The sequence below is a fragment of the Bradyrhizobium sp. AZCC 1588 genome (assembly GCF_036924735.1).
Taxonomy (GTDB): domain Bacteria; phylum Pseudomonadota; class Alphaproteobacteria; order Rhizobiales; family Xanthobacteraceae; genus Bradyrhizobium.
Map to the genome: position 1 here is coordinate 5024369 of NZ_JAZHSC010000001.1, position 13901 is coordinate 5038269.

The window sequence follows — 13901 nt, forward strand, 5'->3', positions numbered from 1 at the left end:
GTTGCGTCGGACTAGACCGTTTAATGAGTACACCTAGTGGTGATAGCTCGTTTAGTGGCACTCAATACCCGAACCCTCAACGTGGGCGATGTTGCTGATCGGATTTGCTGGCGTTGGGTTCGCCGCGTATCGTCGTCGTCGTCAAGCCGCTTCTGCCTAACGTCACGACGCCGCAAGCGGCAGGACGCTACCTATAGGCCACCGCCATCACGCCTTGGTCCACCTGACGCAGCATGGCAGCATATGTCGCTATAACGTTGTTCGACGCATCGGCTGCTGTATTGGAAATATCAGCGGCCGTGATCTTAGGATTTCTTGTATATATCCACTCGTTCGCTATACGTCCCTTCATCTCCGCTGATCACGCACATTGTCGTGACGCCTCTCTTGCCTGCGACCGTAAGAATAAATCCACCCGACGAGGAGCTTATGACCGCCGTGTTCACCGTCGCGGCAAGATCATAGCCGGAACCCGAAGGCACGGCAGTGGACGATGAAAGATCGGAGGTCGGAACGCTCCGCACCTGACAAATACAATTGGCACTCGGGTTCGCGCTCTGCGTCACCCGCACCGAAGTGACTGTTTGACCGGCCGGGAGCACGGCTTGCAGGGAGGCGAGGAACAGCCCATTGCCGGTGGCATAGTGGCTATGACTGCTGCGCAACTACCGTTAGCCAGAACTGATCGTCGGTCCGGGAAGGTTCGTCGTAATGCCGATCCTGATCGAGCGATTGGAGCCGAACGGGCCACAGATGCACAAGCGCCGTCAGCACATTGTTCTAATAACAGCGGCGCCCCTGACTGTCATGGAGCACGTAATCCGTTCCGGGCGGTGGATAGTGAAGTTGCCCGCACGCGCCGGAATTAACTGGAGCGCCCAAAATATCAAGCTTTCTGTCCAGCGCGTTTGGCGACGCGGTCTGGTCGCTGCTCCCCCGGCCGTAGTACTGACCGCTGTATTGTCCGCTAAATTGCCCGCCATATTGGCCGCCGTACTGTCCGCCATATCGGCCGCTATACTGCATGTTGACCTGGCCGATGGCCGGCTGCATCGAGCCGATCATCGTTAGAGCCGCCAACAGAGTAAACAGTATCCTCATCTCACTTCCCGGAAGCATGAGGAATAGGGTGACCGGGCGCTGCCGATGACTATCGGCCCAACGGCCGTCTAGGCGTCAATCAGCTTGATCAGCTTAGCCGCTTCCTTGTCGATATCATGGCGTTGCAAAACCCTTTGACGGGCACTTTCTCCCATTTGCGTGATCACTTCCGGCGCCGCGTTGAGACATTGCTCCATTGCCGCGGCCAAACTCTCAAGATCGCCGGCAGGAACCAGCCAGCCGTGCTCGCCGTGCTTAATCAGTTCAGGGATGCCGGCGACGAATGTACTGATCACCGGTCTGCGTAGCGCCATGGCTTCCATGATGACGACCGGCAGGCCTTCAGCGAAGCTCGGCAACACCAGCGCGCGGGCCGCGAGGATTTCGGCCCGGACCTCGTCACTACTGATCCAGCCTGTTATGCGCACGATATCCGTCAGCTTGTGTTTTGTGACAAGCGAATCGATCTCGCTGCGCATTTCGCCATCGCCGGCGAGCACCAGTTCGAACTTTGTCCCGCGCTCCGCCAGTAACCGCGCCGCCTCGATCAGGAGCAACTGCCCCTTCTGTTCGCAGATGCGGCCCACGCAAACCAATCGTCGCTCATTGCCCGCCGCCGTCGTGACATCGGTGTCATAGAAAGCCGGTTCAAGCCCGCAATGGACCACCTTTATCTTGGACCAGTAAGCGTGGGGGACATTGCGGAAGAGCTGGCTCCGTCCGAATGAACTGACTGCCACTACAAAGCGCGCCCGCCGGATTTTCTCGGGAAGCGAGATGAACTTCGGCTTGTCGAATTCCTCGGGGCCGTGGGCAGTAAAGCTCCAGGGTGGCCCTCCCAGTTCACCGACAAGCATCGCGACTTCGGCAGAATTGGTTCCGAAATGGACGTGCAGGTGCTGGACCTTTTCGCGGCGCAACCACAGGGCCACCTGACACGCTTCGAACAGATAAATTAGATGAACGGGGAGGGGCCGCTCCGCCCGCAGACCGATCCTTAACGTCAGGGCGATCGCGCGAAACAGGCCGGCGGGATTAGTTACCAGGATGCGCAGGAATGAGACCAGCAGCGGCACCGCGCCGCCGCGCAGGACGTAACGTGTGCGAGCCTGCTCCAATTGGTCCTCGGAGCCGCGCTGCGCATCGGCCCAGCCCCGCACTGATATTCGCAGGATCTCGTGGCCCAGGCGTTCGAGCGCCAGGATTTCGCGTCGGATAAAACTGTGGCTGATCGCCGGATAATGGTTAACCAGATAGGCGATCTTCATGAGGGGGCTCTGTCTGACCTATTCTAAAGTAGCCCGAAAAAATACGGGGGGCCTCGTCCTATTATCTATTTGAGGAATATAGTAGTAATTGAGAGAGAGACAGGATATTTATACCCGACTTCCATTTTCACTTTTTTGCCTGACAAAACGTTAAGTCAAACGTTTCGAGATCGGTATTTGCGATGTTGATCTTGGCCGCTCTGGCTGGATTGCTCAGCGTTCCCGTCGCTGTCCTGCTGGTTGAAGTCATTGCAGCTCTTAAGGCGCCGAGACTGGAGCCTTTCGAAGCCAAAGAATTAAATATTGAAAAGCGCGTTGCGGTAATCGTTCCTGCGCACAATGAGAGCGTTGGACTTGTTCCAACGCTGCAAGACGTCAAGCCGCAGCTTGGCGCCGCAGATCGCCTGATCGTTATCGTCGATAACTGCACTGATGATACCGCTGAGGTTGCGGCCGCATCAGGCGCCGAGATCATTGTTCGTAACGACCCCCAGAGAGTCGGCAAGGGATTTGCGATGGGGTGGGGCATCGCTCATCTCAGCCAGGACCCGCCCGATTTTGTTCTCTTCGTCGATGCCGATTGCCGCCTCCAGGCCGACTTGGTCGAAGGGCTCAAGCGAGCCTGCCATCAGGTTCAGCGGCCGGTACAAGCGTTGTTCATGATGCGAAGCGCCGAGAACTCGCCCATCAATCATAGCTTCGCGGAGTTCGCCTGGGTTCTCAGAAACTGGGTTCGTCCTCTTGGATTAAGAAATCTTCGTGGTCCCGTTCAGTTGATGGGGACAGGAATGATGTTTCCGTGGAATGCGATCAGCTCCGTTCCGTTGGCCAGCGGCCATCTGGTGGAGGATCTGAAGCTGGGTCTCGATTTCGCGGAAACGGGTAAGGCGCCGTATTTCTTTCCGTTCGTGAAAGTTACCAGCACATTTCCGACCAGCGCCAAGGGGACTGAAAGTCAGCGGCAGCGGTGGGTTCAGGGTCATCTCGCCACAATCGGAAGGTTCGTTCCGAGACTTCTCACCGTGGGTTTGATGCGCGGCGACATCAATGTCTTGGTGCTGGCGCTCGATCTCTTGGTGCCGCCGCTCTCTCTCCTTGCGCTGTTGATGGTCGCGACGATGGTTCTGACCTCGTCAGTTACGCTGCTTGGAGGGCCGTGGCTGCCCACCCTGATCGCAGGCGGCAATCTTCTTGGATTTATCTTATGTGTTGTTCTGGCTTGGTTTAAATTTGGACGTCAGGTTTTTCCTGCGCACGAATTATTATCGTTCGGCTCTTTTGCATTGAAAAAAATAGGCTTTTACGGTCGGATGTTGATCGGCGGTACAGCGTCTCAATGGATACGGACCGACCGATCAACCCCAACCTAGGTGACACGGATTTTTCCTGCGGCGTCCCCCGATTGGGTCACGCAAACGGGTCACGGAACCGTTATCGAACTTCAATAAGAGCGCGCCAGACGAAGATTAGTTTGGCGCACCAGCCCGCATCACCGGATTATGGCTGGCACATCGTTTGCTTGAGTTTTTCAGGCGGGAGGAGGGGGTACCCATGAAAGCGCATAGCCGTACCAGTCTGCCCAAACCGAAGAAGCCGAAGAAGACTTCGAAAAAGCTCCCGGTTGTCAGCATTGCGGAGCGGTATCTGGAATTGCGCCGCCTGCGCGAGCGCCTGTCAGAAGCAGAAGCCTTGCGAAGTTCACAATGAAAAAGTTTCGTCAGGGGTTGGCTCCGCCGCTTTATCTGGTGGCGATCGGGATCGCCATGGTTGGTTGGCTGTGGGCGATATTTGCCGGCGTAGGATGGCTTTTGGGGGCTTAGCTGGCGCTCCCGAGTGTGTTGTTGCCTTGGCGTAATGCACCGCTGACCATTCTGTCCCGTGCTGGGCAAGCCCTCAGGGCTTCCAGGGGCTACATTCCGGTCACGGGCGCCATTCTTCATTCGGTTGGAAAAGGTACCAGAAGTCAGATGGCCGACTTGCGAATCGTTGCGTAGTCGGGTCTCAATTCTGGATAGCGTCAGAGCGATAAGCGCCTTGGGGTGGGTTGCATCGCGGTTTTTCTTGGGGCTTGTGGCCACCGAGATGGCTGCTGGATGGCGCAACAGGATGGGACCCATGCCGGAGAGGCTGACGAGCGCGCTGCTTACTGCGCTGAATGAATCGACCGAGATAAAGGAGAGCGATTGGCTGCAGCTCGAAAGAGTATTGCGCGGCCAATTGGACGGAGCTGATCGCAGGCCAGCGATCGAACCGAGGCCGGCCTCGGAAAACAGGTTTGCCGCTACGGTCTGTTCGGGGATGGCCAAGGTCCGATCGAACTGCTGAGTCTTCCCGTTCAGGGACACGTGGACCAGCCCGTCACGCTAGATGATCTTTTATTATTCGGTCCGCGGCCGACTTGGAAAGCGCCGCTGAGGCGGCTTTTTTGCTATACAGATCGTTGCCCGTCCCTAGCTGTTAGAAAGCCATGTGGAAAGCATTTGTCGTCTCGGCTGCCTTGGTGCTGAGCGCACCGGCGCACGCACAGGAGAGCGGTCGCATCAGGCGACCGCCGCCCTCAGCGGCTGAGGCCGCGCGGATCGCCTCGGATATGGCCATGAACGATACCCTGCTCCAGAAGGGTGACATCGTGGTCACTGACCGGGGCTTTCTTGTTTTTCGCGGGCCGGCGCCGGATGGCATGACGAATGAGTTCGCCAGGGTGCCCGATCCGGCCCTACCGGCAAACCAGCCTGGCAATCTCACCGCAAAACACCGGTCGGACGGTCGGCGCGCGAACTAGCCCTGTCGCCGCGAATCAGTTTTGACCGCGGCTGCGGACCAATTAAATGATAGAAGTTAATTGAAGGCGCCCCTCGATTAAAGGCGAGACGATATTGCCGCATGGTTAATCACAGCCCTTGAGGATTGAACCTCAGCACCTCGTTGGAGCGCACATCTGTGCGGGGAATCAGCCAAACTCGCTTTTTTGAAGGCGCAAATCAACCGACGCGCGCATGGGCGACCTCTTTGCAACAACCTGCGCGATCAGGCTGTTAACGATAAGCGCTGCCGCAGAAGATGCTGCTTGCAGTAAGTGAAGCCCATGGTAATAACCTGGTAACAATAAATGACGGTGTTCGATTTATATGTACACCTTTCGAGGAATTAATATGTCGCTGCGGTCTCGTTTGCTCATTGCTCTCGCAACAACCTTGCTGGGCTCTACGGCTGCATCGGCTGGCCTTGTCGCTGTCACCAGTTACGAGATGAACAACGGCAACGGCACGGTTTCGCTCGGTACCTACAATTACTTGGATGGGGCCTACTCGGGGACCTCGCCAGCCGTGAACTCGATTACCGAGGCTGCCCCTTTGACTGGGGGGACTGGCATCCTCACCAATGGCGTTGTCCCGACGACTGACTACACGTTAGGTCCACAACAATATGTTGGCTGGAAATACACCGATCCGGTTCTAAACTTTTTTCTGAAGCCCGGATCTCAGATCAGCCAGATCACGCTCTATTTCGCCAATCCGGTGCAAGTGGAGAATACCACTTACGGCGGTCTCGTCGGTCTGCCCGGTCAGATCAATCTTACCATTGGCGGCGTCCTGCAGTCGCTAACTCCGACATTCTCCGCTCTTTCTTCGGTCGTTGAAAAAGCGACGTTTACCTTCGATACGCCGTTCAGCTACCAGGAAGACACGGATTTTCAGTTTCAGCTTATGCGCGGTGGCCTGCTGGCGGATTCGATCTATTACCATAGCCTGTATCCGGGCGATCAGGCGTTCAATGTCAATGCCTTTGACATAAACAAGCAACCCTGGATCATGCTTAGCGAGGTGGAATTCACCGCCGCTGTGCCTGAACCGTCCACTTGGATCATGATGATCCTTGGCTTTGCAGGGGTGGGTTTCGGCATGTATCGGCGTAACGTCAAGCCTGCTCCAGCGGTGGCGTGATCCGAGCGCTGCCCCAGCAATGCAAAACGATGAAGGCCACCGAGAGGCGGCTTTTGTTTTGGTTGGCGGCCGATTGAATTGTTCCGGTTTTAGCTGAAAAAGGAACACATCGGCCTGCGAATCTTGATTGCTAAAGCAGGGTACACCCATCAAGCGTGGCGCGCAGACGGTACGGCATTAGAAGTTTATCGACGTCTGAGCAAAAATGCCCTGGGCCCTCTGATCGCCCGCTAGGCGCCAGCGATATTGCAGGGTCAATTCCCAGTACGAAGGCGGCGCCATGTATGTCGTTTCGCCGAACCAGTAGCGTAACGAACCACCTGCGCCGACCGAGTAAGCGGCACGGTTCGCGAATGAATCGTCGTAATTTGCGGCCAGCACGGCGTGCGGGAAGAATACCAGTTTGCTGCTGATCGGATCGAGCCGGAAGCTTCGTCCGAAGCGGCCTTCCATGATCGCGACGAGCTGTCGCTTCTCGAGGAAGCGATCCACCTCCGCGTAGACGTACCAGGTCGGCCAGCTCGCATCCAAGACACGCAGATCGGTGCCGACCGTGTAGGAGTAGAGCGCGCGCAACAGCGTGTCATCGCGTGCTGCATCGCCAAGCGCAATAAGCCGGTCGACTTCAAACACCAGGTTGGCGTTCGAGAACGGCTTCCAGCGGGCGCCCACCATGCCCTGTGTCGTGCGTCCGCCCGTCGGCCCGCCGGACTGGTCATACAGAGTTTCGAAAAGGCGGCCGAACAACTCGAATATCGCGCCATTCCTGTATCCGAACCCTTCCGGGCGATAATAGAACTCGGTTCCCAGTTGCGATGTGTAACTGCTGGGCGCCGTCGTCGTCAGGAACGGGTTGGGCGCCGAACCAACTTTGCCGTATGAAACCGAAGTGTTGATACCCCATACGCGGGCCAGGTCTGAAACTGTTCGACGCGTCTCGAACAGCTTTTGGTCGTTAATATCGATCCGTCCGTCTGCCTTGGCGTCGATCCCTTCCATCAGATAGGCGATGGCCTTTGGATTTTCGAAGCGACGCATCGCGGTATATCCCGCATCGATCGTGGCCCGAGCCGGCAATTGTCCGGTGGCATGCGCGCGATCGAAGCGAGCCAACGCTATATCGTCATTGCCGACGGCGACGGCGAGGTAGCCAATATCGGCATCCCGGACGGTACCCAATCTGCCATGGGCGATTGCCCGATCAAACAGGATGCGGGCTTCCGGCTTACGGTCCAACTCGACCAGCGTGTTGATCTGCGCGCGCAGCGCGCCGTCCCTCTGAACAGCGGTCGTTGCGAGCCGTTCGGCTGTTCTGAATTCGGCAAGCGATTCTTCCTTTCGCCCGAGCGCCTGCAGTGCATAGGCCCTGCGGATCGAGGTGTCATAGCTCACGGCCAATTTCTGGAGCGCGCGCAAAAGCCCGCATGGGCTCGTTGGAAGCCAAGGCGGCGTCAGCGAGGGAAAGTCGAACGTTGTGGGCTTGAGCGGGCGGGAGGCCCCGCTTCAGGGCGGTTTCCCAATCCGACATCGTGCCGCGAAAATTCCTGAGCTTGGCTCGCGCATAACCGCGTTGCGCATGGATCTCTGCGTTCGAGTGCCCCGCATCGATCGCCTTGGTCGCCTCAACCTCGGCTTCCGCGGGGCGGCCGGCAGACATCAGGATGTTGACCAGCAGGAGGCGGCTTGCGGCGACCTCGGGCTCAAGTTGTACGGCCTTACGCGCCTCGACGATGGCTGACTTGTAGTCCTTGTCTCGTTCAGCCCGGTAGGCGCGTTCCTTCGCTTCAAAGGTTTCTCTTGCGGCCTTTTCTTCGGGCGATGCAACAGGGGTCAATATGCTCAGGACCGCGGGCGCCTCGAGTTCGCAATTGACACCGCTGGTGGTGGTTGAACATTCCTGCACCGGCGGCGGCATATTGCCGTTGTTCCGAAGCACGCCTCTGCGCTGGCTTGCGCCTTCTGCATCGGTGAGGCGGGTGATGACCTTTGGGTCGGTTCGCGAATAGCTGCCCAACAATTCGATCGCGGCGTTGAAGTCACCTGACGCCATGGCTGCATCCGCGGAGATCAGCCGGATATTCTTCTGCTGAGTGGCAGTCAGGCCCGGGATCGCCAGGGCAGCGTTGAAGTCGGACACGGCATCGGCGCGCTTTCCCAGTCGCTGGTTGATATAGCCGCGCCATACCAGCGGAACATAATTCGCTCGATCGAGCGCAATCGCTTCGGTGGCGGTTGCCAAAGCTCCCGGCAAATTGTTGTCGGCGAGCTGGGCGTTCAGCAGCAACAGGCGGTACGACATCGAGTCCGGCACATAGTCGACCGCGCTGCGCGCCGCCTGGACCGCGGCCTTGGCATCGCCCTTTTCGAGCGCCTTGTAGCCCTCACTGGCCGGCCGCTGGGCGAGACGCTGGCGAATACTCGCTTGCCGCCCTTCGAGGTCCCGGTTGCCCGTGAACGCCGCCGAGGCGGCTTTCGTCGCCAGATCGGCCCGGATGAGGTCGCCGGCGGCGACCAGCGAGTCGATCAGGAGCAGGTGCAGGCGGAGGAGATCAGGACGGAGCGCCACGGCCTCTGCAGCGCTTGCCGCGGAAGCCTCGTAGTCGCCCTGGCCGAACGCCTTGTAAGCGGCCTCCGCCGCCGTATAGGCCTCGCCCTCCAGCGGAGGACCGCTATCCGCGACCTGGGCGCGGGCGCCCGGACACAGGAGCGCCACGAGCAAAAGCGCAGCCAGCACTGCCCGAAAAACCGTCCGGTTCAGGTATTTTCCGCCCCAATTCCCCATGCAGCCAGCGTTACGCCAATCCCGTTAAATTTTGACGCTAAACCGTAACCGAGCCGATGATTCAGCGGAACGGAGAACCCGCCTTTTAGCCGCGCTTCAGGCTTTGATGTCATTCATTTTTCTAACTTTTTCCCCGGCTGTGATGTTTTTGCTGCGAAGCCTCTGGCCAAACACGAGGCTGCGGTGGAAAAGCCTCTGCTTGCCAACGGCCACGGTCTTTGAGCGCATCCGCTTGCGGAGGACGCGGCTGGCGCCGAGTTCGTCGTAAAAGCCTCCCGACCATTAGGGTTAAATGCGTTCGTCCGTTGCACAGACCGGCAGGATTCTGAATTTGTTGGGTCCGAGTGGCGGCCCGGGCCGGAACTCGATTTATGCATTTTCGATCGTTCATTGTTTCCAGTTTGTCGAAGTCCCTGATTGATGGATTTAGTATGGATATTGAGACGAGCGTCGCCTTGAAGGACAGGCAAACATTCAAGCCGATTTGCGAACAATGCGGCAGCCTGACCGTTGCGTTGCCGATCGAGGCTCGGCCGGACCCGTATTCCGTTCTGAAATGCGGGCGGTGCGGCTCTCCGAGAGGAACGCTTCAGTCGCTGCGCGACACGTCCATCCATGCAGGAATTCGGCATCCGGCGTAGCGGAAATGGCCGGGCCTGATCTACCTGGTTTCGAGCGGGGCTCGGGCTTATCGGGCGCCTGATCGCCTGACGCGAACGCGACATCGAAGCCGCGAACGCCGATTGTCACATACACCCGATGATCGTAGAAATTGAGGATAGGGAGCCCTAGTCAGCATCCGGTCGAGCGGGTAGGCTCCGAACCCCGGGTTTGTTTGTAAGAATCTTCGGCATTTTCGGCCAGTTAATTCGCGAGGGGAGACGAGTCATGCGAGCGATCTGTGCGTCCGTGCTGGCGGTCGGCCTTTTGATTGCTACCAGTGCCAGTGCAGCGCCGCTTCTGAGCCATCTTCAGCCTGCTCCGGATTCGCTGATCACGGCCGCGAAGGTGATCTGTGACGAGGCGGGCAATTGCTACCGACCGCATCGGCGACGCCCGGTCGCACGGTGGGTTTACGGCGACAAGAATTTCTATGGCCCGTACGCTGGACCGGGTTACTACGGTAATCCGCGGTATCGTTATAACTGGTGGCCCTGGTATTGATACCGCCGGCTGGACATCATCATCGCGCTCTCGGCCGGCCGCAGATCGCTGTTTCACCCTGTAAACGGTATCAAATCGCTGCTATAGCACTGGCCTAGCGGGCCGATACATCTCTGGTTTTAATGATAATGACGTTGTTCAATATGGCTATTAAACCCAACGATCCGGTCCCGCCGCCTTCGGGTTCTCGAGAGGTCGGGGTAAGCGACAATTCCGATTTGGTTGGCATCTCTGAAGGCATGCGGCATGACCAGGCGTTCGATGGCATCGATTGGTCAAGAGCAGCACCCGGCTGGGCTTCAATGTTTACCGGGCTCCTCTTGCCGCTGCTTGGTCTCGCTTTGCTGGTTGGGGCTATCGACTTCGCTTTAGGCTGGCTGTTTAAGGGTTGGATCGCCCCTTCATGGCACATGTCACCTTTTCTGCTTGCCGCGACCATGCTTCCGCCGGCGCTGATTAGCGCTCTCGGCTGTTGCAAGCTTTTCCTCTATTTGAAAGATGCAATGAGGACGGCTGCTCGATCCGGCAAGCACGAGGGCGTTGTCTGAGCGGATTGATCACCGGCGGCCTCGCTGCGTCAGCGACGTCGTGATCGAATCCGGATTCCGGATGCGCTCGATCAGCATGTCGATGCGATCGCCGCCCCAGAACAATTCGCCATTGAAGACCATGGTCGGAACGCCGAACACGCCGAGCGCTTCCGCCTCGTCGATGATGCGGTCGTGTTCTGCCCGCGCGGGGCCGTGGACGTAGGCTTCGAATTCTTCCGACGACCCGCCGAGCGAGGCGATCACGCCGGAAATATCGGAGAGTTCGTCGATCTCGAGATCATGACTCCAGAACCGGCGGAACACCGTGTCATGATAGGGGCGGAACAGGCCGTGGCGCTGCGCGAACAGCATGCCGGCGCTGGCATAGAAGGCATCATAGATGCGCCGCGGACCCTTCATGATGAGGCCTTGCGCGTTGGCGTAGCGGCGCGCGTCCATATAGGCGTAGCGCACCTTGCGCCAGAAATGCGGTGTGCGCTCTTCCACCGTGCCCATGAATTCCGGGATGCGCAGCGTGTAGGGCAGCCATTCGAGTTCGACGCCGTAGATCTCCTCGAGCTCGAACAGCCGCTTGTTGGCGACGAACGTGTAGGGGCTTTTGTAGTCGGTGTAGATGCGAACGCGCGGTCTATCCATGGCGTTTCCTTGTTCCATCGGATCAGTATCTGCGATCCGAATAGAGCATGGAACCATGCAACGCGGTTTTTGACATTCCAAAATGAATGAGCCCGCCAAAACGAATGGGCCCCGGTGCATAAGAGCATCGCGGGGCCCTACATCTTCGTTATAGGCGAAGGATTTCTGGTAGACACCAGTATGGTCTCAGGATCCGGCTTGCGCGTGGCCTTTGCGCTCCAGTCCCGCGGATAGGTTTGGATTGTCGAAGGTGCAATGAGGCTGGCAGCTGCTTATGACCTCAACCGCACCTGGACCTTGCGCTGAGCAAGGTCACCGGTCTGATCCGGTGGCGTCATGCTCCTCTCCAAGAGTTGGCCAACGGACGATGCGTCCGCTTCCGCTGCGTGTCGTCTCGATCATCTAACCGAGCCGCCAATGCCTGCGAAGCGGGGAGCCCAACGCTCCGCGACTCCTACAGGTGCAGTCGTGCTAAATGCTGCGGCAGTTAGAGTCAGGTGTCAAGTAACACATCCATCGGGTTCCCGCGGACATTGGTATGTTAGCCCTTCGTGTGGCGGTAATCCTGTAAATCAGGATCGTGAGTCATCGCCCAGTAGTCCACGAAACGCCATGGCATTGCCGAAAAAACACGACCTTGCTTGTTGCGGTAATAGGTCGTCATCCCGGGATGCGTCCAGATCAGTTGCTCATGCTCGGCATCAACTCTCTTGATGTACTCATCGTGCGCTTCCGGACGAACGTCGATGGCAGCGATGCCTTGCTCGATCATCTCGACGAGGCAAGCCGAGATGTAGCGGCTCTGGCATTCCGACTGGAAGATCACGCTGCCGCCATGCGCCGGACCTGAATTGGGGCCGAGCATGACGAAAAGATTTGGAAAGTCCGGCACCGTGAGCCCGAGATAGGCGGTCGGGTTGTCGTTGGCCCAGGCTGCCTTCAGATTTTTTCCATCGCGCCCCGTGATGTTGAGGCGAGCGGCCATCTCTGTGACCTTGAATCCGGTCGAGATGACGATGATGTCCGCAGGCCGCAACTTGCCATCTGAGGCGACGATGCCGTCGCGCGCGAAATGGTCGATGCTGTCGGTGACCAGTTCGACATTCGGCTTCGTCAGGGTCTTGAACCAGTTGTTGTCAAGCAGGATGCGCTTGCCATAAGGCGGATAGGTCGGCACGCATTTCTCGATCAGATCGGGGCGATCCTTCAACTCCGAGAGGATGAAGTTGGTGAGCTCCTCGCGATGCCGGTCATTGCCTTTGTTGACGGCGCGCTCGGGATGCGGCCAGTCGGGGTCCTTGCGCAGGAACGGCAGCAGGCCGTCGCCGTATCGCCAGAACATGTTGAAGCGGTACCACTGCACATAAAACGGCAGGTGCGCGAGCAGCCATCGCGCGCCCTCGGTGATGGGATCGGAATAGCCCACCACCGGGCGCGCCCATTGCGCGGTCCGCTGATAAACGGTGACCGACGCCACACGGTCGGCGATCGACGGCACCAGTTGCATGGCGGTAGCGCCGGTGCCGATGACGGCGACGCGCTTGCCGTCGAGCTTGATGTTGTCGGACCAAAGGGCGGAGTGCAGCATCACGCCCTTGAAATCTTGCTCGCCCTTGAAGTGCGCAGGGTGGGGGTCGTTGAGCTGACCGATCGCGCTGACCAGCGTGGTCGATTCAAATATCTCTTCGCCATTGATGGTCTTCAACGTTGAAATCCAGCGCCGCTTGCTCTCGTCCCAGCGCGACGACGTCAGCTCCGTGTTGAGGCGGAGATGCTTTCGAATGTCGTGTTCGAGCGCGACTTTCTTGAGATAGTCGAGCAATTCCTGGCGCTGGGCGAAATAGCGCGTCCACGGATTACGCCCGCCGAACGAGAACGAGTACGAATGGTTCGGTGTATCGACGCCGCAGCCGGGATAGCGATTGACATACCAGGTGCCGCCGAGTTCGTCGTTCTTTTCGACGATGGTGTAGGGGATGCCGAGCCGGCCAAGGGCGACGCCGAGCGCAATGGCGCAGACACCGGCACCGACGATCAGCACGTGCTGCTGCGCCTGTTTTTCGTCCGATGGCGGTTTGGTCCAGCGCGCTTCCCGGGGAATGAAGCCCATTTCCTCGCGCATCAGCGGCGCATATTCAGGTGCCACGTCTTCGCCCAGCGTCGCCCGCATCATCTTCAACATCAATTCGTTGCCGGGATCGGTGATGACGGGCTTCGGTTCACCGTTTGCGAACAGCTTCAAGACGGCCGCGCGGATCTCGGCCTGGATTTCCGGGGGCATACCGGCTTGCGGATCCGGAATCAGGCGGACGTCGCGCTTGGGTCTGTAAGGCGGTTCCAGCCAGCGCTCATCGCCGGTCATGTGCACCAGCACCATCAGCAGGACGCGAATATCGCCCTCGGCGATGGCCGATGACAGATCGAGTTTCTTGCGCGGCAGCTCGATATTCATGCT

At 58.4% G+C, this 13901-nt stretch carries 11 protein-coding genes and 2 pseudogenes; 7 read left to right on the forward strand and 6 right to left on the reverse strand.

Going from position 1 to position 13901, the window contains the following annotated elements:
* Positions 1 to 64 precede the first annotated feature (64 nt).
* Positions 65 to 160 (forward strand): annotated as a pseudogene (locus tag V1277_RS35050) (PEPxxWA-CTERM sorting domain-containing protein); the annotation flags it as partial.
* Positions 161 to 780: 620 nt separating this feature from the next.
* On the opposite strand, the gene V1277_RS23470 reads toward V1277_RS35050, so the two are convergent.
* Positions 781 to 1101 carry a hypothetical protein gene (locus V1277_RS23470; protein ID WP_334418321.1) on the reverse strand — a complete coding sequence of 107 codons (321 nt, stop codon included), beginning with the start codon at positions 1099 to 1101 and terminating at the stop codon, positions 781 to 783.
* 68 nt (positions 1102 to 1169) lie between these two features.
* The gene (locus V1277_RS23475; protein ID WP_334418322.1) at positions 1170 to 2369 is read right to left on the reverse strand and encodes a glycosyltransferase; all 1200 of its coding nucleotides are present in this window, start codon (positions 2367 to 2369) and stop codon (positions 1170 to 1172) included.
* Between the two features lie 182 nt (positions 2370 to 2551).
* On the opposite strand from V1277_RS23475, the gene V1277_RS23480 reads away from it, so the two are divergent.
* From V1277_RS23480 to V1277_RS35055, 4 genes and pseudogenes are all read left to right on the forward strand, one after another.
* Positions 2552 to 3739 carry a glycosyltransferase family 2 protein gene (locus V1277_RS23480; protein WP_334418323.1) on the forward strand — a complete coding sequence of 396 codons (1188 nt, stop codon included), beginning with the start codon at positions 2552 to 2554 and terminating at the stop codon, positions 3737 to 3739.
* Positions 3740 to 3920: 181 nt separating this feature from the next.
* Positions 3921 to 4076: a hypothetical protein gene (locus V1277_RS23485; RefSeq protein WP_334418324.1), complete on the forward strand. Its 156-nt coding sequence runs from the start codon at positions 3921 to 3923 to the stop codon at positions 4074 to 4076.
* Between the two features lie 889 nt (positions 4077 to 4965).
* Positions 4966 to 5151 carry a hypothetical protein gene (locus tag V1277_RS23490; RefSeq protein ID WP_334418325.1) on the forward strand — a complete coding sequence of 62 codons (186 nt, stop codon included), beginning with the start codon at positions 4966 to 4968 and terminating at the stop codon, positions 5149 to 5151.
* Positions 5152 to 6208: 1057 nt separating this feature from the next.
* A pseudogene (locus V1277_RS35055) lies at positions 6209 to 6313 on the forward strand (PEPxxWA-CTERM sorting domain-containing protein); the annotation flags it as partial.
* 177 nt (positions 6314 to 6490) lie between these two features.
* Here V1277_RS35055 and V1277_RS23500 read toward each other — a convergent pair.
* Both V1277_RS23500 and V1277_RS23505 read right to left on the reverse strand, forming a co-directional pair.
* On the reverse strand, positions 6491 to 7705 hold the full coding sequence (locus V1277_RS23500; RefSeq protein WP_334418327.1) for an NfrA family protein: 1215 nt from the start codon (positions 7703 to 7705) through the stop codon (positions 6491 to 6493).
* Positions 7695 to 9047 carry a tetratricopeptide repeat protein gene (locus tag V1277_RS23505; protein ID WP_334418328.1) on the reverse strand — a complete coding sequence of 451 codons (1353 nt, stop codon included), beginning with the start codon at positions 9045 to 9047 and terminating at the stop codon, positions 7695 to 7697. Before V1277_RS23505 ends, V1277_RS23500 begins: the two co-directional genes overlap by 11 nt.
* Positions 9048 to 9983: 936 nt before the next feature.
* Between V1277_RS23505 and V1277_RS23510 the strand changes: the two genes are divergently transcribed.
* A complete protein-coding gene (locus V1277_RS23510; RefSeq protein WP_334418329.1) occupies positions 9984 to 10259 on the forward strand; it encodes a hypothetical protein in 276 nt (91 codons plus the stop codon).
* Positions 10260 to 10387: 128 nt separating this feature from the next.
* Entirely contained in the window at positions 10388 to 10807 is a 420-nt protein-coding gene (locus V1277_RS23515; protein ID WP_334418330.1) for a hypothetical protein, read from the forward strand.
* Between the two features lie 9 nt (positions 10808 to 10816).
* Here the strand turns inward: V1277_RS23515 and V1277_RS23520 are convergent, their stop codons facing one another.
* Positions 10817 to 11446 (reverse strand): 2-hydroxychromene-2-carboxylate isomerase, encoded by a 630-nt coding sequence (locus V1277_RS23520; protein WP_334418331.1) that lies wholly within the window; start codon positions 11444 to 11446, stop codon positions 10817 to 10819.
* Between the two features lie 541 nt (positions 11447 to 11987).
* A complete protein-coding gene (locus V1277_RS23525; RefSeq protein ID WP_334418332.1) occupies positions 11988 to 13898 on the reverse strand; it encodes a flavin-containing monooxygenase in 1911 nt (636 codons plus the stop codon).
* Positions 13899 to 13901 lie beyond the last annotated feature (3 nt).